Raw genomic sequence first — 18231 nt, 5'->3', positions numbered from 1 at the left:
GCTATTTCCTCCTTCCAGGAGCGTCCGTTCCGCTCGCCGCCCGCTGGGCAAAGCCCATGAGGGCATGCACGAGCTTGGCGGCGGTGAAGTCCGCATGGTGCAGACCGGGGATGGGGGCCAGCTCCACCACGTCCATGCCCACCGCTTCCCGCCCGCGCAGGCAGGCTTCCAGCAGCTGCATGGCCTGATGCCAGAACAGGCCGCCGGGGGACGGCGTCCCCGTGGCGGGCATGAGCGAGGCATCGAAGCCGTCCACGTCAAAGGAAATATATATCCGGCGCGGGAAGTCGTCCGGCAGCGGGCTGTCCGGCAGTCCCTGCCGGGCCAGCGTGTCCGCATCGTGGCGGATGACCCCGTACCGCTCCCGGACGGCGCCCTCCTCACGGCTCATGTCCCGCACGGCGAACTGGGCCAGCGGCAGGCCCAGGTCCGCCACGGCCCGGTGCATGACGCAGGCATGCGAGTAGATGGACCCCTCATAGCTGGAGCGAAGATCGGCGTGCGCGTCGAACTGCACGACGCCAAAGGGCTCTCCGCCGGCGGCCAGCGCCCGCAGGGCCCCCAGCGTCACCGTATGTTCGCCGCCCAGCAGCACCGGGCAGGCCCGGCAGGCAAGCGCCTCACGCACGGCGGCCTCTATGCGCTCCAGCACCGTTTCCACCGGGCCGTCGCAGGGGATGAGCGGCGCGGTGTGGAGGCCCGCCTCGCCGGGAGCGCTGCGGCCGTCCCAGGCTTCGAGCTGCTGGGAGGCTTCCAGGATGGCCCGCGGGCCGCGAGCCGTGCCGCTCCCGTAGGAGACGCTCTGTTCCAGCGGCACAGGGATGATGTGGAAGGCGGCGGCCTGCGGCGCGACCGGCGCGTATTCGGATGCGAGGAAAGCTGGCAGGGGCATGGAGGTCCTCCGGGAAAGAATCTGGCGGCGGCTGACGGCTGGTCCATCCCGCGGCGGGAAGGGAACGCCCGCCGGGACGTCTGTGCCGCGGCTGCCGCGTTTGCCGCTCAGGCAGTAGCACAGGCGTCGGCAAAAGGCAAAAACGGATGCGCGAGCCCTGTCCGGCCGTATGCCGCGGGTCCTCAGCCCTGTCGCGGCGGGGCCTCATGCCCGCCCCCGCGCTTCTCCGCGCCGGTGGCGCGACGGTACCAGCGCGTGAGCGGCGACTCGCCATGCAGGGCGAACAGCGGCACGATGGCCCCGATGACCAGCGCCCCCATGACGCTGCAGGTGGTCAGCGCATTGTAGGCGATGTCCACGAGCAGCGTCTCTCGGTCGACCGCTTCCGTGGCGGACAGGAAATGCATGGTCGCCAGGATGGTACGGTAAGCGTACATGCCCGGGATCATGGGCAGCAGGGCCGGGAAGGCGTAGAACTCCGCCGGCGTATGCCAGCGCCGCGCACAGGCCATGCTGCAAAAGGACACCAGCGTCGCCCCGCAGAGCGAGGCCGAGGTGATGCCCATGCCCGCGTGCAGCAGCACGAAGCGTGTCATGTGCCCAAGCCCCGCCAGCACGCCCGCCACCAGACAGACCGGTCGCGGCGCATTGGAGATGAGGGCAAAGCCTATGCAGGCCACCACGGCGAACAGGCCGTCGGCCACGGCCTCGGCGGCCAGCGTCAGCACATCGTTCATACGCCCGCTCCTTCCACCAGCAGCATGGTCAGCGACAGGCCCAGCGCGATGGCGGCAATGAGCATGCCCGCCTGGACGGCGCGGGTGATGCCCATCAGCACATGGCCGTCGAGGACGTCCTGGACGGCGTTGATGAGCGGGATGCCGGGGATGAGGAAGAGCACGCTGACCCCCAGCGCCGTCTGCGGCGTCGTGCCCCACTGCCAGATGACGCCGCAGGAGGCCGTCAGCGAGGCGCAGAAGGCGGCAAAGAGGTAAACGATCTTGGGATTCATGCCCATGCCGCCCAGCGCCTGCCGCACCCTGAAGCCGACCAGCGTCGCCACGAACACCAGCAGCATGGCCACGACATCCCCTTCGAACAGGCGGCAGAACGCGGCATTGGCGCAGGCCACGAGCAGGCAGAGCCGCAGCGGCGGCACGGAGGGCAGCGCCAGGATATGCTCCATCTCCCGCCAGGCGTCCTCAAGCGGCAGATGCTCATTGACCATGCGCCAGCCCAGCGCATTGAGCGCCTGCACGCGCAGGAAATTGGGGCCGCCGGCCGGGACGGAGCGGACGACGGTACGGCTTTCGCCGTCTTCGCCCTCACGCACCGTCAGCATGATATGCCGCGAAAACATGGCCAGCTCCACCGCCATGCCGCAGGCCATGCCGATACGGCGCGCGTTGCGCTCCACCCGCAGGGTCTGCGCGCCGTCCGCCAGCATGACGGCACAGAACGTCTGGAGGAAATCGCACACCTGCCGCACATCCGGCCTTTTTGCCCGCTCATCCGTCGTCACGCTGCCTCCGCTTCCCGGGACGCCACTGCCCCGCGCAAAAGGAAAACGGCCTGCTGGGGTGGCAGGCCGGTTGGAGAACTGTCAGTTGAAGAAAGGAAGGTACTTACTCTCTAGCAAATGCCATGCCATAGAGAATCTTCCGATTGACAAATCTGTAACATACGCATTTATCTTGCTTATCTAAAAACTTTTCAGAATTTTTCCGTACAATTTTTTTTACTCAGATGCAGCCCATCGCGTTTTCACACAAAACTCTAGAAAAATTTTTAAACCGCAAGCCGGGCCGGGCCCCGGCACGGACGCCCGTCAGCCTTTTCGCCGGGAGACCGGCAGACGCTCCATGAGGATGAGGCTCTCCGCCCGGCCGCCGGCCGGCTCGCGGTTGGCGTCCGCGCAGCGGATGACCCGCCAGCGGCGCGGCGGCAGGACGGCGGCACGGCGCAGCACGGCCTTCTCCTCTTCCGGGCCGCCGTCATTGCCCGTATAGCAATGGACGCAGAGACACCCTCGCGGCATGAGCCGTTTCAGCAGGAAGTCCAGCGCCACCAGGGTGCTGTCCGCCCGCGTCAGGCAGGATTTGTCCCCGCCGGGCAGCCAGCCAAGATTGAAAACCGCGGCCAGCAGCGGCCGTTCTCTCTCCTCCGGGGGCAATGCCGCCCAGATCTCCGGCAATTCCTCATGGCCGCGGCAAAAAATTTGCACCCGGCAATCCGGGCGGGCGTCACAGGTCGCGCGCAGGCGTTCCGCCGCCGCCTGCACGGCCCGGGGCTGGACGTCCACGCCCAGCACAAGCGCGCCGGGCGGCGCGCAGGACAGCAGGAAAGCGGCGTCATGGCCATTGCCGAGGGTGGCGTCCACCAGCACGGGAGGCCCGGCCTCGTTACCGGCTTCCTGTCGAAAGGCGGTGCAGGCACGCTCCACGGCGGCATGGGCCAGGGTATCCAGCAGGCTGGGACGGGACGGGGACAGAGGGACGGCGGATGCCGGCATGGAGATCCTCCCGCAAGGCCCGCGCTCGCACGCCGGGCCATTGCCAAAAGAGCCCCGCCCCCGGAAGGGACGAGGCTCTCGCATCAGTGAGACGGCAGGGGCTAGACCTTGGCGGCCGTACGCAGATCGGCGACGGCGTCGGTCTTTTCCCAGGTGAATTCGGGCAGTTCACGCCCGAAGTGACCGTAGCAGGCCGTCTTGGAGAAAATGGGCCGCTTGAGGTCGAGGCGCTTGGTGATGAAGTAGGGGCGCATATCGAAGACTTCGCGCACGGCCCTGGTCAGCACTTCATCCGGCACATCGCCGCTGCCCTGGGAGGAGACGAGCACGCTCACCGGGTCAGCCACGCCGATGCAATAGGCGATCTGCACTTCGCAGACCGGGGCCAGACCGGCGGCCACCACGTTCTTGGCGATGTAGCGGGCCATGTACGCGCCGGAGCGGTCCACCTTGGAGGCGTCCTTGCCGGAGAAAGCGCCGCCGCCGTGATGGCCGCTGCCGCCGTAGGTATCCTGGATGATCTTGCGGCCGGTCAGGCCGCAGTCGCCCATGGGGCCGCCCACCACGAAACGACCGGTGGTGTTGATGAAGATCTCGCAATCCTTCTCGTCGAAGTAGCCGGAGGGTTCCAGCACCGGACGGATGACGTGCTTTTTCACGGCCTCGATGATGTCGTCCTGGGAGGCGCTGGCCGCGTGCTGGGTGGACACCACCACATTGTTGATGCGTACGGGCTTGCCGTCCTGATATTCGAAGGAGACCTGCGTCTTGCCGTCAGGACGGAAGAAGGGCACGGTGCCGTCCTTGCGCACGCGGGTGAGCTGCTGCGAGAGCTGGTGCGCCCAGAAGATGGGGGCCGGCATGAGAGTGGGCGTTTCGGAGCAGGCAAAGCCGAACATCATGCCCTGGTCGCCCGCGCCCTGCTCTTCGGGAGCGGAGCGCGTGACGCCCTGTGCGATGTCCGGGGACTGATGGTCGATGGAGGACAGCACGGCGCAGGTGTCGGCATCGAAGCCCATGTCCGAGCTGGTATAGCCGATCTTGCGGATGGTTTCGCGCACCACATGCGGCAGGTCGGCATATCCCTTGGTGGAGATCTCGCCGGCGATGACGGCCATGCCGGTGGTCACCAGCGTTTCGCAGGCCACATGCGCGTCGGGGTCCTGCGCCAGAAGGGTATCCAGCACGGCATCGGAGATCTGGTCGGCCACCTTGTCGGGATGGCCTTCGGTGACGGATTCGGAGGTGAAGAAGTATTTGCCCTTGGTCTGCATTGTTTTCTCCTTGTGGGCGGGATTAGTCTTGCAAAAGGATGTTGTCGATAAGACGGGCCTTGCCCATGTGCACGGCGCAGGCCATGAGCCCGCGGCCGTTGAGCGTCTCCAGCGGTTCCAGCGAGTCGGCATCCGCCACGCTCAGGTAGTCGAGGCGGCCCAGCGGCAGATGCTCGGCCCAGTACAACAGCACGGCATCCCGCAGGCGCGCGGCGCTGGTCTCGCCCTGCCGCGCCAGACGCCGGGCCAGCTCCAGGCCCCGGCGCAGCTGCGGGGCCTGCGCGCGCTCGGCTTCGGTCATGTAGACGTTGCGGGAGGACATGGCCAGCCCGTCGGCCTCGCGTACGGTGGGCTGCGTCTCGATCCGTACCGGCACGTTCAGGTCACGCACCATGCGGCGAATGATGGCCTGCTGCTGCCAGTCCTTCTGGCCGAACACGGCCACGTCCGGCTGCACCAGCCAGAAGAGCTTCATCACCACCGTGCAGACGCCGCGAAAATGGATGGGGCGGCTGGCCCCGCACAGGCCGCGAGCCATGTCCGGCACTTCCACCCAGGTGGCGTGGTCCGGCGCATACATGCCGCCCTCTTCGGGGATGAAGAGCACATCCGCGCCCTGCTTGCGGGCTATGGCCGCGTCCCGCTCGTGATCACGCGGATAGGCGGCCAGGTCCTCATTGGGGCCGAACTGGGTCGGATTGACGAAGAGGCTGACCACCAGCTTGCTGCCAAGCGCACGCCCCCGCGCCATGAGGGATTCATGCCCGGCATGGTAATACCCCATGGTCGGGACGAGGGCGATATGCTCGCCGTCCTTGTGCCATTGGCGGCAGAGGGCCGCCATATCCTGAGGTGAGGTCAATATCTGCATATCAAGGTTTTGTGATATTATTAACGGGAAGTCTTTTATACCCGCCGAGCGACGCCTTGTAAAGCCTTCTTTTCGCCTGTCGCGCCGGAACGCCCCCTGACGCATTGACCCGCCGCCGCCATGCGGGCATAACAGGGCGGGAGGCCGTATGCTCAAACCGTTCTATCAGGGGAAGCTGGATACCTTCTGCGCCATCTATGCCGTCCTGAACGCCCTGCGCCTGACGCACGGCATACGCACGCTCAAGGCGCGGGAAATCCTCAACGATACGCTCATGGCACTGGCGGCCCGGCCCGAGGCCCTGCGCGCCGTGCTGGATCAGGACACCAATTACATCGAACTGGTGGACGGCATGCTGCGCGCCCAGCAGCGGGCCTTCCCGCTGGGGGTGGAGGCCCCCTTCAGCGAACGGGACAGGCCCGGCCCCGATGCCGTCTGGGAGGTCTGCCGGCGCTGGCTGGCCGCGGACCGCAAGCGGGCGGTGATCCTGCGCTTCCTGCGTCATCTCACCGCCGACGGCCCGGCCGTCAACCGCCACTGGACGGTCATCGACAGGATGGATGAAGAGGTTCTGCACCTCTTCGACTGCAGCCACGAAGCCGAGGCCATCCTCCACATCCGCCGGGGGACCTTCGTCATCGACGCCGCACAGGTCAGCAGGGAACGGCTGCTCATCATCCAGCCGGAGAGCATCCGTCTGTTGCGGCTGCCCTTTTAGAGCGTTTCATCTTTGAAAAAGGTGAAATGCGAGGCGGCGGCACAGCGCCGCCCGGCCCAATGAGAGCGGGGGCGCCGCGTTTTTCCGTGGAGCGGCAGACCGTCTGGCGTGGAACGCGAAGCGCTTCGCACGGAAAATGCCCCGGGGCCGCAAAGCCCGCCTGCACTGCCTTTTCGGCACGGGTGGTCGGACATGATAGGATTTTATCTCGGTTTCCCACTGCTCATCGCCCTGTACGCCGGCTTCCACCTTGTCATGAGGGAGAAAGAGGAGGAGGAGGAAGCGATGCTGGGAAGGCCCTTCGAGAGAGGCACGGTCGAACTCCCCGCTTTCGCCCATACGCGGGACGAGGACAAATGCTCCGCAAGGAGCTTGGCGCGCTGCCGCGCAGGCGCAGAGGATTGGAAAAAACCTGGAAGCAGGGTGCTTTCATGCGCGGCACCACGGTCGTCGGGGCCGGAGAACGCTGGATCCAGGCTGCCTGCCAGCAAAAAAACGTCTATGCCGCGGCCCTGACGGCAGCCCTCTGCCGCCTTTTCCCTGAGGTTCTGCCCGACGATGAGGCGGACTTCTGGCAGAACGGCTTCCTCAACCTGATGGACGAGAGCGAGGGACAGTTCCTCCCTGGCCTGAGCTATCCTTATCTGTACGAAGCCTTGGCCGCCGACGTCGAGGTCGTGACGCCGGACGCCTGGCGGCGGGCCGTCGAACATCTTCGGCGCAGCGCCGCCGCAGGCCATGCCGGCGGCATGGAGGTCGCCTGCCTGCTGGCCCGCATCGGCCACGATCTGCCCTTCACGTCCCCGGCTCCCCTGCCGGAACCGCTGCCCGTCCTCCGCAAGAACAGGCTCAAGAATGAGGAGCTGACCCCGGAAGCCCTGCACTGGCGCTACCGCCTGGCCGAGAGCGAACATGCTTTCGCCCGACTGCCGGGCATGCAGTATCTCGGCCAGAAGCGGCCCGACAAGGCGCGGGCCGAACGCTGGTTGCGGCGGGCCGTGGAATATGGCGATCATCTGGCCGCCTGCACCTTGTTTGAGAACTACCACAACGGCAGATTCCCGGACAAGGCCGGTCGCAATGCCGCCATCCACCATATCTGCTTCGTTGGCCAAAAAGGTTTTCAGCATTTCGGCCGCCCCCTCACCCTGGACGAGGTGAAGGAGGTGGCAGCAAGGCAGCCGCTCGACGACAGAGCACGTTCAAAGCTTGACGCCCACTGGGCCGAGGGCATGGCCTTCCACAAGAGCCTTCTGGAAACGAATCGCAAGCGGCAGCTTGACGCCGAAGAACGCCTTGCCCGCTGCTACGCGCAGGCCCGGGAAAAGCCCGCCGTCCTGAGCGAGCAGGCCGGGGAAAGACTGCCGCCCCGCGCAAGGGCGCGCCGCGCCGCTCATTCGCCCGGTCGGACAAGCGCTGAGCCACGAACGGGCCGGGCGACGCCTTGCCGCCGCCTCGCGTTTTCCTTTTTCAACGGGAAAACGCTCATACGGCGGGACGGGGCGCGGCAGGGGGCGTCTCTTCCTCTGACGGCCGTTCGTCCCCCAGCGGCGTCGCGAATGGCCCGTCCACTTCCAGACAGCGCCGCGTAAAATCCTCGGCCCCCAGCGGACGGGAAAACAGGAAGCCCTGTGCTTGATCGCACCCGCATTCCATGAGGAAGCGGGCCTGTTCCACCGTTTCCACGCCTTCGGCCACCACTTCCATCCCCATTTCCTGCCCCAGCGGCACCAAATGGTGCAGCAGGGTCCGCAGGCGCGGGTTGCTCAGGCAGTTGACCAGCAGGCGCTTGTCCAGCTTGAGCACATCGAAGGGCAGCAGGCAGAGGGTGGTGATGGAGGAAAAGCCCGTACCGAAATCGTCGATGGAAAAGGTCAGGCCGGCCTTGTGCAGCCGATCCATCGTCGGCCAGGCGTGCATCTCGTTGTCCACGAAGGCGCTTTCGGTCAATTCCAGCTCCAGCAGGGAGGGGGGGACGCGATAGCTTTCCAGCAGACCGAGCAGGAAATCCGCCATGTCCGCATCCTGGAAATGGATGCGGGAAACATTGAGCGAGAGGCGCGGCGGCGTCAGCCCCTGATCCAGCCAGGCCCGAAGCTGGCGGCAGGCGCATTCCCACATGTAATGGTCAAAGCGGACGATGAAGCCGTTGCGCTCGAAGAGCGGCACGAAATTGTCCGGCGAGATCTGCACGCCGGGACTCTGCTGCCAGCGGGCCAGCACCTCGGCCCCCACGATGCGGCCGCTGCACATGCTGACGCGCGGCTGGAAGAAGGGCACGAACTGATGCTGCACGATGCCCTCGACCATATTGCTCTCCACAAGCTGCTCGCAGTCCAGCTTATGCTCGAGGCTCGCGTCATAAAAGACATGGTGGCGCAGATAGCTGCCCTTGACGGTCTTGAGGGCTTCGCGCGCCTGATCATAGAACTGCCGGACCTGCCCCTCCTCGCCGGGCTCCACCACCCGCGTGCCGAAATAGAGGCGCACGTCCATCTTGCTGGAATAGCCGTGATGCAGGGTATCGCACAGGCCTTCCACGAAATGCCGGGCCCGTTCCCTGCCGCCGCGCAGGCAGACGGCGAAGATGTCCACCGCCACATGGCCGATGACCTCGCCCCGCTGCAACATGCCGGAAGCGATGAAGGCAATGGCGCGCAGCAGGCGATTGCCCTCCTCATAGCTGTATTTCTTGTTGAAATGCTTGAACCTGCCCACATCGAAGCAGATGATGGCATGCGGCACGGGTTCGTGCAGCAGCACCTGGGCCAGGGCGCAGAACGTGCCCATGTTGGGGATGCCCGTCAGGCCGTCGCAGGCATCGCGAAAGCGAAGGTTCTGCTCGTCGCGCACGGCCTTGTCCACGTTGTTGATGGTGGCGATGAAGCGGCGGGCCTCCGAGCCTCCGGTACAGAGCCAGGCCACCTTGTACCAGAGGAAGTGGTTCTCCCGATCCCTGAGCCGCAGGCGGAATTCGCCCCCGCCGGCATCCCCCCGCCGCAGACGGCGAAGACAGTCCTCCAGGACATGCCGGTCATCGGCATGCACCACCTCGTCATCCAGCCATACCACGAAGACGTGCCGACCGTCATAGGTCCCGGCAAAATTCCGCATGATCTCCGGTGAGGCGTAGGTCATCTCAAGCGGCGGCCGCCATTCAAGGACGAGCGTCCGGGTACTGGCCAGCGCCGCACGAAAGCGGACGGCTTCACAGTAGCGGCAGCATTTCGGCAGGGTGGCTTCCGCCTGGATGCGGGAACTGTGCCGCGCCTGCCGCAGGCCCAGCAGGAAGCGCCCCGCGCCTTCGCTTTCGGGCAGGGGGTAGACGAAGAATTCCATCCGCATCCCGCGTCCGTCAGGCAGACGGCAGCGGGCCTGCAACAGGCGCGTCTCGCCGCCCATCTGCAATTGCCGCCATTTTTCCGGGGCCAGCAGTTCCCGCAGAGGGGAGGCGTCGTCAGGCTCCACCAGGGTGGTCAGCAGACTGCCCGGCGTGGCGTCGTCCGGCAGGTGCAGGACAAGGCGTCCGCTGCTCTCCACCTGGGTCACCGTCTGTTCCACGACATCCACCAGAAGGACGGCTTCATACAGCAGATGCAACACGGACGGGCAGAAATGCCCGTTACTCTGGCAGGCATGCGCCTGGCTGCATGCGGAAGGGGCGACAAGCTGTTCGGACATACGGGCTCTCCAGGATCAGGCACGGCGTGCCATCTTTCGTCCCGGCCTTTTTCGCGGGGAAATGAGGAGGGGAACGGTCGCTCATGCCGCATGTGACGTGCCGGAGACGATCTTTCCCGTGTCCCGACCCTAGCCCAAGCGCTGCCGCTGTGCAAGAAAAATGGCGGATGACAAAATTCCGGCCTGCGGCTAGCATGTCGCCATGAAACAGCATCCCGCCACCCTGCCTGTCTGGTCCCTGAGTCTCGGCTGTCCCAAGAACCGCGTGGACACGGAGCACACGCTCGGCTCCCTGGGGCTGCCGGTGCGCGGCGTCGCCCATCCGGGCCACGCTCGCCTGGTCTTCATCAATACTTGCGGCTTCATCGAGCCGGCCGTCCGGGAATCCGTCCGTAACGTGCTGGAGATGATCGAACGCCTCCGCTCCCTGAAACGGCGGCCCCTGCTGGCCGTCGGGGGCTGCATGGTCGGCCGCTACGGCGCGGAGGAACTGGCCGCCGAACTGCCGGAAGTGGACCTCTGGCTGCCCACCAGCCGCCTGCCGGAGTGGCCCGCCCTGCTGACGCGGGCCCTGGCCCTGCACGAGGCCCCGACGCCGGGCCGCCTGCTCTCCACCGGGCCCTCCCATGCCTGGCTCAAGATCGGCGAGGGCTGCCGCCATGCCTGCGCCTTCTGCACCATCCCTTCCATACGCGGCGGGCTGCGCTCCACGCCCGCGGCCGCCCTGAAGGAGGAGGCCCGGGCCCTGCTGGCCCAGGGAGTGCGCGAAATAGCGCTCGTGGCGCAGGACAGCAGCGCCTGGGGCAGCGACTTTTCCCCGCCGCAGGACCTGCGCTCCCTGCTGGAAGCGCTCCTGCCGCTGGACGGACTGGCCTGGCTGCGCCTGCTCTATCTGTATCCCACCGGCATCACGCCGGATTTTCTGCGTTTTCTGCGCGAGGCCGGACGCCCCCTCCTCCCGTATCTGGACATTCCCCTTCAGCATGCCCACCCCGACGTGCTGGCCCGTATGGGGCGGCCCTTTGCCCGCGATCCCCGCCATGTGCTGGACATTGTCCGCGACCATCTGCCCGGGGCCGCCCTGCGCACCACCTTCATCGTGGGCTATCCCGGCGAGACGGAAGCGCATTTCGAGACGCTCTGCCGTTTTGTGGAAGAGGCCCGCTTCCAGCAGCTCGGCGTCTTCGCCTATCAGCCGGAAGACGGCACGCCCGCCGCGACCCTTCCCGATCAGGTCCCGGACGAGGTCAAGGAACGCCGGCGCAATACGCTCATGGAGATCCAGGCCGAGATCAGCGAAAGCCTGCTCGCCGGCCAGGTGGGGCAGCGCATGGAAGTTCTGGTGGATGCGCCCCATGCGGAATGGCCGGGCCTGCATACCGGGCGCGTCTGGTTCCAGGCCCCCGAAGTGGACGGGATCACCTATGTGAGCGGTCCCGGCGTCCAGCCCGGCGCACTGGTGGAGGCCGATATCGTGGAGCATGCCGCCTACGATCTGACGGCTCTGGCGTAGGGCACGACCAGCTGGCCCCTGCCCGCCGGCCCGTCCCCGTACGCTCCGGCACGCCGAAAAAAAAAACGGGATGCCGCTTCGTCCACGCGAAGGGCATCCCGTTGACCGTTATCAGGGAGAAGGGGGGGCCTACCAGTCCAGCGTCACCTTGAAGGCCGTGGCCAGTTCCTCCACGGGCACGGCGGCCAGAGTGGAAGAGCCGCTGCACAGTTCGAGGGCCGGGCCGTCGGTCACTTCGCCGATGCGGCGGCAGAGCTGCCATTCGCCGAGGGCGTCCATGAGCGCGGCATGCTGCGGCGCCACGCTGACCAGCAGACGGCTGGCGGACTCGCTGTAGAGCAGCTCAGTACGGCTCATGGCTTCCAGCGCGGGCACGGCGTCCAGATCGACGCGCGCGCCGAGGCGGCCGCCGATGCACATCTCGGCCAGGGCCACGGCCAGCCCGCCGTCGGAGCAGTCATGGCAGGCGCTCACGGACTTGCGACGCATGAGGCTATGCAGGGCGCGATAGCGCGGCAGGGCCGCGGCCACGTCCACTTCCGGCACGCGGCCGCCGGCAAGGCCCAGCTCGGCGGCGGCCTCGCTGCCCGCCATCTCCCGCCAGGTTCCGCCCAGCAGGTAGATGATGTGGCCGGGCTTCTTGAAGTCCGACGTCTGGGTCAGGGTCACGTTGTCGATGACGCCCAGCACGGAAAAGAGCACCGTGGGCGGGATGGAGATCTTTTCGCCGCCGCCGGTGTAGTCGTTCTTCATGGAGTCCTTGCCGGAGATGCAGGGCACGCCGTAGGCCAGCGAGAACTGGCGCAGGGCCTTGCAGGCCCGCACGAGCTGGGCCAGCTTGTAGCGGCCGTCCGGTGTCTTTTCGCTCTGCACGGGGTCGCACCAGCAGAAGTTGTCCACGCCGGCCAGCGCGTCGGGATCGGCGCCCACGGCCACGGCGTTGCGGATGGCCTCGTCCATGGCGTTGGCCATCATCCAGTAGGTATCGTAATCGCTGAACTTGGGGCAGATGCCGTGCGAGACGACGAGCCCCGCATCCGACTCCAGGATGGGGCGCAGCACGCCCGCGTCGGCCGGAGCGTCGCGCTTCACGCCCACAAGGGGCTTGATGACGCTGCCGCCGCGCACTTCGTGGTCATACTGGCGGATGATGTATTCCTTGGAGCAGATGTTGAGCCGGGAGAGCATGCGCTTGAGGAAGGCGCCCTCGTCGGCGTCGGCCACTTCCACGCGGATGTCCCTGTGTTGCGGGGCCTTCCACTCCGCCTCGAGCTGGAGCTGGGGCACGCCGTCGTGCATGAAGTGCATGGGCAGCGAGGCCACGATGCGCTCGCCGAAGCGCACCTCGAAGAAGCCGGAATCGGTGAATTCGCCCAGCGCCGTGGCTTCCACGTCCATACGGCGGGCCAGGGCGAGGAATTCTTCCAGCCTGGCCGGGGGCACGGCCAGGGTCATGCGCTCCTGCGCTTCGGAGAGGAGGATCTCCCACGGGCGCAGGCCGTCGTACTTGAGCGGCGCGCGGGCGACGTCCAGGCGGCAGCCGCCCGTATCTTCGGCCATTTCCCCCACGGAGGAGGAAAGCCCGCCCGCGCCGTTGTCGGTGATGGCGTTGTACAGGCCGAGATCCCGGGCCCGCATGATGAAGTCATACATCTTGCGCTGGGTGATGGGGTCGCCGATCTGCACGGCCGTGGCCGGGGAGCCCTCGTGGAGCTCCTCGGAGGAGAAGGTGGCCCCGTGGATGCCGTCCTTGCCGATGCGGCCGCCGGTCATCACGATGACGTCCCCCACCTGCGCCCGCTTTTCCCAGCCGTGGCGGCCGTTGATGTCCGTGGGGATGATGCCCACGGTGCCGCAGTAGACCAGCGGTTTGCCGAGGTAGCGCTCGTCAAAGACGAGGGAGCCGTTGACCGTGGGGATGCCGGACTTGTTGCCGCCGTGTTCCACGCCCTCGCGCACGCCTTCCAGCACGCGGCGCGGATGGAGCAGGCGCGGCGGCAGCGGCTTGTCGTGGAAGGGTGAGGCGAAGCAGAACACGTCCGTATTGCAGACCAGTTCCGCGCCCATGCCCGTGCCCATGGGGTCGCGGTTCACGCCCACGATGCCGGTGAGCGCGCCGCCGTAGGGGTCGAGGGCGGAGGGGCTGTTGTGGGTCTCCACCTTGATGCAGGCGTCGTAGCCGTTGATGAAGGCGATGACCCCCGCATTGTCCTTGAAGACGGACTTGCAGTAGTCTTTTTCGCCCATACGCTTGCGCAAAAGCGCCGTGGCGTCGCGGATGCAGGTCTTGTAGAGGTTGTCCACCACCTCGCTGCGCCCGGTCTCCGCATCGGTATAGCGGATGCGGGAGGCAAAGATCTTGTGCTTGCAGTGCTCGGACCAGGTCTGCGCCAGCACTTCCATCTCCACGTCCGTGGGATCGGCGGGCAGATCGAGCGCCTTGCGACGCTCGCTCTCCTCGGGCCGGGCGAACTGATCCCGGATGCAGTGCATCTCGTCAAGAGTGAGCGCCCAGGTGTTGTCGCGACTGGCCTGCCGCAGGGCGGCGTCGTCCATGCCGGAGAGGGGGATGGTCTCCACCGTGTCGTTGGGCCGGCCCGTCACCTGCGCGGCCTGCGCCGCAAAGCCCGGCTCGGCCTGCCATTCCTCCCGGCTTTTCACGCGGAAACGCTGGATGAGGTCGTTGCAGAGCAGCGAACGGGTGAGCTGCTCCACGGCGTCGCGGTCGAGCGGCTTGTCCGGCAGGCAGACGATACGGTACTGTACCGCCGTATAGACGCGCAGGCTCTCCCGCTCCAGCCCCAGCACCATAGCGGCCGTATCGCGGGCGGTACGGGCCTCGTTGTCCGTCACGCCGGGGCGGAAGCCCACTTCCACATACCAGTGCGGCTGCGGCTCCGCCGGTGGCAGCGGCTCAAGGGATGCCTCCTGCAGGATGGGGTCATGCCAGATGCCTTCGTCCACCAGACGCCGCACCTGCGCCTCCTCAAGCCCGTCAACGGTATAGACCTTCACCTGCCGGATACCCGCCAGTTCCACATGCAGCGCCTTCAGGATATGCAGGGCGGTCTTGCGCCCCTGCGTGTCGGTCAGGTTCGGATGCAGGCCAGTTTCCACACGATAGAGCATACTATCCTCGTTTATGCCGCCGGGTTCCCCGGCAGGATGGCTATTTTTTCCGGTCGCGCACATATTCCGCCATCTGGCGCAGCACGTCCAGTTCCTTGCCTTCGGGCAGACGGTCCAGCGCCATGAGGGCCTTGTCCAGATAGGCGACGGCCTCCTCGCGGGCCGCCCGGTCAAAGCCCTGCGCGCGCACCTCGGCGGCGATGCTCCGGGCGTCGTCCTCGGTCAGCAGGCCGCAGACGAAGGCCGCATCGAAGGCAGCGCGCTGCTCGTCGCCAAGCCATTGCCGGTAGAGGCGCAGCGGCGGGGTCAGCTTGCCCTCGCGCACGTCGCCGGCCGTGGGCTTGCCCGTCTCGCCGCTGTCGGCGAAATCCAGCGCGTCGTCCACAAGCTGGAAGGCCATGCCGAGATTTTCCCCGTATTCGGCGGCCGCCGCCACCTGCATCACGTTGCCGCCCGCGCGCAGGGCCCCCATCTCGCAGGAGGCGCGGATGAGCCAGGCCGTCTTGCCGCGGATGATGTCGGCATACGTCTCGGCGCTGACGTCCACATGCCGCTGGGAGGCGATCTCCAGAATCTCGCCCGCCGCCGTGCGGCTGGTGGCCTGCGAGAAGCAGCGGCACAGGGCCGGGTCGGCATAGCGGGCCACGCAGGCATTGGCCGAGGCCAGCAGCGCATCCCCGGCAAGGATGGTGACGGCCACGCCGAAGCGGACATGGGCGGCCTCCCGGCCACGGCGGCTGTCGGCATTGTCCAGCACGTCGTCATGCAGGAGGGTCGCGGCGTGCAGCATCTCCATGCTGGCGGCCAGCGGGTAGATGTCCGCGCCGTCATGCCCCAGCAGCCGGGCAAGCAGGATGACCAGCAGCGGACGCAGGCGTTTGCCGCCCGCATCGAAAATATGCCGGGCAACGGGCTGTACCGAGGGATGCAGCGCGTCCACGGCTTCCCGCAGGGCACTGTTGATGGCGGGCAGTTCCCTGCCCAGTCGAGCTTTCAGCAATAGCATGTCATTACACCAGGTTGAGGGCGGGGAGGATGCAGCCAAGCTGCCGCAGCGCGCCGGGGAAATCCTTTTCCTCCGCGGTACGCGGCCCGACCTTGTTGGAAACGCTGCGGATCTCCAGGCAGGGCAGTCCGGCCCGGGCGGCGGCATAGGCCACGGCAAAGCCTTCCATATTCTCCAGCGCCGCGCCGTAGAGCTGCCGCAGATGCTGGACGCGCATCACGCTGGCACTCACGCCCGCCACGGTGAGCGAGCGCACGCCCTGCGCGTCCAGGGCGGAGGCCGCGGCCTCGCGCAGGCTCAGCCCCAGTTCGGCCGGGGCCGCCAGCGCGAGCCGGTCGCGCACTTCCCGTCGGCCGTCGCTCCACTGCGGATAGCCGAAGGCCTGCGCCACCACCTGCCGGCCGTCATGCAAGCCGTACTCCGGCCATATCTCTTCCCGCACCACATGCAGGCTGCGGAGCGGCCAGCGCCCCAGATCGAAGGAACCGGCAAGGCCCACGTTGACGATGGCCCGCACCTGCTGCCCCGCGGCGGCGCACTGGGCCAGGGCGATGCCCATGCCCAGCGCGGCGTTGATGGGGCCGACGCCGGTCACGCAGGCCACGCCGCCCTCCCTGCCCAGCCGGAGCGGGACCGGCTTGAACAGGGGGAAATCCGCCTCGCCATGGGACAGTCCGCCGGCAGGCACGGCAGCCAGCATTTCCGCCGCCGTCGCGGCACAGAGCAGTAGCACGGGAATCACCTCTTTTTGTCGTCAGCCACGCTGCGGGACGCCTGCGGCCGGCTTTGGGCGGCACGCCGGCGAAACAGGGATGGACCGCCTCAGCCGGTTTTCATCCTTTACAAAATGGCCCGCGCCGGTCATTATCCCGGCATGAGAACCGCCCCGCAACTCATCCTGTGCAGCCTCGGCCTCTGCCTTGCCCTTGAAGGAGTCCTCTGGGCGCTCTTCCCCGCCATGATGCGTCGCGTCATGCGGGAACTCGTGGAAAAATCGCCGGAGATCCTGCGCCGTTACGGCCTGCTGGGGATCGGCCTCGGCCTGCTGCTCGTGGCCGTGTTCCGCTGAACGCGGCACGGTTCAGCGCGCGGCCTTTTCCCCGACGTGCAGACAGACGATGCCGGACGTCAGCCGCTTATGCCAGGCCTGTGCAAAGCCCGCCTGCCGCATCTCTTCCTCCAGCTCGCGCGCGCCGGGAAAGTCCCGGATGGTCTGCGACAGATAGCTGTAGGCCGCGGCGTCGCCGGAGCAGAGCCGTCCCATGAGCGGCAGCAGACGGCGCAGATACCAGTTGTACAGCCCGCCCCATATGCGTTCCTGCCCGGAGCCGAATTCCAGGATGCAGGCCCGTCCGCCGGGCACGAGCACACGCAGCATCTCCCGGAAGGCCTCCTCGCGCGGCGTGATGTTGCGGATGCCGAAGGCCATGGTCACGCAGTCCACGGAGGCATCCGGCAAGGGCAGACGCTTGGCGTCCGCCGCCACGGGCAGGATGCGCCGTTCTCCCCGCCGCGCCAGCTTGGGCAGTCCCCGGCGCAGCATGGGCGGGCAGAAATCCAGCGCCGGCACGATGGCTTCCGGCCAGCGACGCCGCACCGCCAGCGCCACATCGAGCGTGCCGGCCGCCAGATCGAGCACCCGTCGGGTCGGTCCGAGGCGCACCGTATCCGCCAGCACCCGCCGCCAGTGGATGTCGATGCCGCAACTCAGGACGCGGTTGCCCACATCGTACATGCCGGCAATGCGGCCGAACATGCCGGCCACCGCGGCATCATGGGCGGAGACGTTCACGCGTCCTCCTGACGGGCGGAACACTGGCGGACGGTCTCGTGCACCACGCGGAAAACGGCAGGGAAGATCTCCGCGAAATTGCCGGGCGACACGGTACGCGTCTCGATGAATTTTGCCGTCAGCTCCTTGGCGACCTGCAACGCTTCCTTGCTGTCCTTGTCCATACTGTCCTCAAAAAGCAAAACCCGTCCCTGGGGAATGGCCGTGACCCACAGCAGGTGCGCGTACCGGACGGGAAAGGAACGGAAACGGCCGGCCCCCGCCCCCTTTTTTGAAAAATGCCCTTGCGCGTCGACCAGGCCATGCCGCGCCGATCACGCGGAAATATGTTATGCGCTCCGCCCGCGATTGGCAAGGAGCAATGCAGCCGGCAGCGGGCGGGCCGCAAAAAGGGAGCGCCCGAAGGGACGCTCCCGCAATGCTCTTTCACCGGACCTGCCGCCGCGCCTCCCGACACGGGGAACGACACGTCCCGCCTGTGGCGAACGCTTCCGCAGGCATGCCGAAGAGAACCGGTCAGCCTTGCAGCAGTCGGGCGATCTCCTCGCGCAGGATACGGGCCGCCGCCGCGGCGGCAGCCTTTTCGATGCGCTCGTTGAATGCCGGCGACATCTCGTCCAGACGCTTTTCCAGCGCATCCAGACGGGCGGACACGCTGCGGGCCTGCGTTTCCAGCTTTTCCAGACGTTCCGCCAGTTCGCCGTCCTGCTGCGCCGCCGTGGCCGCCGCTTCCGCCGCGTCCACGCGTCCGGCCAGCTCGTCCAGACGGGATTGCACGGCTCCCTGAGCCGCTTCCACCTGCTCCAGACGCTCAGTCTGGCCGTCGTCCCGCTGCGCCGCCGT

The 18231-nt window shown here is 67.0% G+C and carries 16 protein-coding genes and 1 pseudogene; 4 read left to right on the top strand and 13 right to left on the bottom strand.

From position 1 onward, the window contains the following. Nucleotide 1 precedes the first annotated feature (1 nt). From speB to panC, 6 genes are all read right to left on the bottom strand, one after another. The gene (gene speB, locus Q0J54_RS00785; RefSeq protein WP_296303382.1) at nucleotides 2–892 is read right to left on the bottom strand and encodes an agmatinase; all 891 of its coding nucleotides are present in this window, start codon (nucleotides 890–892) and stop codon (nucleotides 2–4) included. A 182-nt stretch (nucleotides 893–1074) separates the two neighbouring features. Continuing rightward, complete coding sequence (locus Q0J54_RS00780; RefSeq protein ID WP_296303381.1) at nucleotides 1075–1629, bottom strand: threonine/serine exporter family protein; 555 nt, start codon at nucleotides 1627–1629, stop codon at nucleotides 1075–1077. Beyond that, nucleotides 1626–2414, bottom strand: coding sequence for a threonine/serine exporter family protein (locus Q0J54_RS00775; RefSeq protein ID WP_296303380.1), 789 nt, complete (start codon nucleotides 2412–2414; stop codon nucleotides 1626–1628). Before Q0J54_RS00775 ends, Q0J54_RS00780 begins: the two co-directional genes overlap by 4 nt. Before the next feature lie 306 nt (nucleotides 2415–2720). Then, entirely contained in the window at nucleotides 2721–3404 is a 684-nt protein-coding gene (locus tag Q0J54_RS00770; RefSeq protein ID WP_296303379.1) for a class I SAM-dependent methyltransferase, read from the bottom strand. A gap of 101 nt (nucleotides 3405–3505) precedes the next feature. Then, nucleotides 3506–4678 carry a methionine adenosyltransferase gene (metK, locus tag Q0J54_RS00765; RefSeq protein ID WP_296303378.1) on the bottom strand — a complete coding sequence of 391 codons (1173 nt, stop codon included), beginning with the start codon at nucleotides 4676–4678 and terminating at the stop codon, nucleotides 3506–3508. A 22-nt stretch (nucleotides 4679–4700) separates the two neighbouring features. Further along, the gene (gene panC / locus Q0J54_RS00760) at nucleotides 4701–5549 is read right to left on the bottom strand and encodes a pantoate--beta-alanine ligase (RefSeq protein ID WP_296303377.1); all 849 of its coding nucleotides are present in this window, start codon (nucleotides 5547–5549) and stop codon (nucleotides 4701–4703) included. Between the two features lie 148 nt (nucleotides 5550–5697). On the opposite strand from panC, the gene Q0J54_RS00755 reads away from it, so the two are divergent. After that, complete coding sequence (locus Q0J54_RS00755; RefSeq protein WP_296303376.1) at nucleotides 5698–6267, top strand: hypothetical protein; 570 nt, start codon at nucleotides 5698–5700, stop codon at nucleotides 6265–6267. A 431-nt stretch (nucleotides 6268–6698) separates the two neighbouring features. Next, a complete protein-coding gene (locus tag Q0J54_RS00750) occupies nucleotides 6699–7859 on the top strand; it encodes a hypothetical protein (RefSeq protein ID WP_296303375.1) in 1161 nt (386 codons plus the stop codon). Here the strand turns inward: Q0J54_RS00750 and Q0J54_RS00745 are convergent. Then, the gene (locus tag Q0J54_RS00745; RefSeq protein WP_296303374.1) at nucleotides 7753–9948 is read right to left on the bottom strand and encodes an EAL domain-containing protein; all 2196 of its coding nucleotides are present in this window, start codon (nucleotides 9946–9948) and stop codon (nucleotides 7753–7755) included. The genes Q0J54_RS00750 and Q0J54_RS00745 overlap by 107 nt on opposite strands. A gap of 202 nt (nucleotides 9949–10150) precedes the next feature. Here Q0J54_RS00745 and rimO point away from each other — a divergent pair, with 202 nt between their 5' ends. Further along, on the top strand, nucleotides 10151–11461 hold the full coding sequence (rimO, locus tag Q0J54_RS00740; RefSeq protein ID WP_296303373.1) for a 30S ribosomal protein S12 methylthiotransferase RimO: 1311 nt from the start codon (nucleotides 10151–10153) through the stop codon (nucleotides 11459–11461). A 129-nt stretch (nucleotides 11462–11590) separates the two neighbouring features. On the opposite strand, the gene Q0J54_RS00735 is transcribed toward rimO, so the two are convergent. The 3 genes from Q0J54_RS00735 to mqnB are packed head-to-tail and all read right to left on the bottom strand — an operon-like array spanning nucleotide 11591 to nucleotide 16329. Then, complete coding sequence (locus tag Q0J54_RS00735) at nucleotides 11591–14590, bottom strand: AIR synthase-related protein (protein WP_296303372.1); 3000 nt, start codon at nucleotides 14588–14590, stop codon at nucleotides 11591–11593. Between the two features lie 40 nt (nucleotides 14591–14630). Then, nucleotides 14631–15596 (bottom strand): polyprenyl synthetase family protein, encoded by a 966-nt coding sequence (locus tag Q0J54_RS00730; protein ID WP_296303371.1) that lies wholly within the window; start codon nucleotides 15594–15596, stop codon nucleotides 14631–14633. A 4-nt stretch (nucleotides 15597–15600) separates the two neighbouring features. Then, on the bottom strand, nucleotides 15601–16329 hold the full coding sequence (mqnB, locus tag Q0J54_RS00725) for a futalosine hydrolase (RefSeq protein ID WP_296303370.1): 729 nt from the start codon (nucleotides 16327–16329) through the stop codon (nucleotides 15601–15603). Nucleotides 16330–16470: 141 nt separating this feature from the next. On the opposite strand from mqnB, the gene Q0J54_RS00720 reads away from it, so the two are divergent. Next, entirely contained in the window at nucleotides 16471–16665 is a 195-nt protein-coding gene (locus tag Q0J54_RS00720) for a DUF2065 domain-containing protein (protein WP_296303369.1), read from the top strand. A gap of 12 nt (nucleotides 16666–16677) precedes the next feature. On the opposite strand, the gene Q0J54_RS00715 is transcribed toward Q0J54_RS00720, so the two are convergent. The 3 genes and pseudogenes from Q0J54_RS00715 to Q0J54_RS00705 all read right to left on the bottom strand — a co-directional run. Beyond that, entirely contained in the window at nucleotides 16678–17352 is a 675-nt protein-coding gene (locus Q0J54_RS00715; protein WP_296303459.1) for a ubiquinone/menaquinone biosynthesis methyltransferase, read from the bottom strand. A 32-nt stretch (nucleotides 17353–17384) separates the two neighbouring features. Beyond that, a complete protein-coding gene (locus tag Q0J54_RS00710; RefSeq protein WP_296303368.1) occupies nucleotides 17385–17552 on the bottom strand; it encodes a hypothetical protein in 168 nt (55 codons plus the stop codon). Between the two features lie 352 nt (nucleotides 17553–17904). Further along, a pseudogene (locus Q0J54_RS00705) lies at nucleotides 17905–18231 on the bottom strand (hypothetical protein); the annotation flags it as partial.

Source organism: uncultured Desulfovibrio sp. (assembly GCF_944324935.1).
Taxonomy (GTDB): Bacteria; Desulfobacterota; Desulfovibrionia; order Desulfovibrionales; family Desulfovibrionaceae; genus Desulfovibrio.
This window is presented reverse-complemented; position numbering and strand designations above follow the sequence as displayed.

Excerpts from the sequence above, each read along its gene's own strand:
- Q0J54_RS00770 (WP_296303379.1), bottom strand. The coding sequence starts at position 3,404 with ATGCCGGCATCCGCCGTCCCTCTGTCCCCGTCCCGTCCCAGCCTGCTG.
- speB (WP_296303382.1), bottom strand. The coding sequence starts at position 892 with ATGCCCCTGCCAGCTTTCCTCGCATCCGAATACGCGCCGGTCGCGCCG.
- Q0J54_RS00710 (WP_296303368.1), bottom strand. The coding sequence starts at position 17,552 with ATGGACAAGGACAGCAAGGAAGCGTTGCAGGTCGCCAAGGAGCTGACG.
- Q0J54_RS00720 (WP_296303369.1), top strand. The coding sequence starts at position 16,471 with ATGAGAACCGCCCCGCAACTCATCCTGTGCAGCCTCGGCCTCTGCCTT.
- metK (WP_296303378.1), bottom strand. The coding sequence starts at position 4,678 with ATGCAGACCAAGGGCAAATACTTCTTCACCTCCGAATCCGTCACCGAA.
- panC (WP_296303377.1), bottom strand. The coding sequence starts at position 5,549 with ATGCAGATATTGACCTCACCTCAGGATATGGCGGCCCTCTGCCGCCAA.
- Q0J54_RS00780 (WP_296303381.1), bottom strand. The coding sequence starts at position 1,629 with ATGAACGATGTGCTGACGCTGGCCGCCGAGGCCGTGGCCGACGGCCTG.
- Q0J54_RS00745 (WP_296303374.1), bottom strand. The coding sequence starts at position 9,948 with ATGTCCGAACAGCTTGTCGCCCCTTCCGCATGCAGCCAGGCGCATGCC.
- rimO (WP_296303373.1), top strand. The coding sequence starts at position 10,151 with ATGAAACAGCATCCCGCCACCCTGCCTGTCTGGTCCCTGAGTCTCGGC.
- Q0J54_RS00715 (WP_296303459.1), bottom strand. The coding sequence starts at position 17,352 with ATGTTCGGCCGCATTGCCGGCATGTACGATGTGGGCAACCGCGTCCTG.
- Q0J54_RS00755 (WP_296303376.1), top strand. The coding sequence starts at position 5,698 with ATGCTCAAACCGTTCTATCAGGGGAAGCTGGATACCTTCTGCGCCATC.
- Q0J54_RS00735 (WP_296303372.1), bottom strand. The coding sequence starts at position 14,590 with ATGCTCTATCGTGTGGAAACTGGCCTGCATCCGAACCTGACCGACACG.
- Q0J54_RS00730 (WP_296303371.1), bottom strand. The coding sequence starts at position 15,596 with ATGCTATTGCTGAAAGCTCGACTGGGCAGGGAACTGCCCGCCATCAAC.
- Q0J54_RS00750 (WP_296303375.1), top strand. The coding sequence starts at position 6,699 with ATGCGCGGCACCACGGTCGTCGGGGCCGGAGAACGCTGGATCCAGGCT.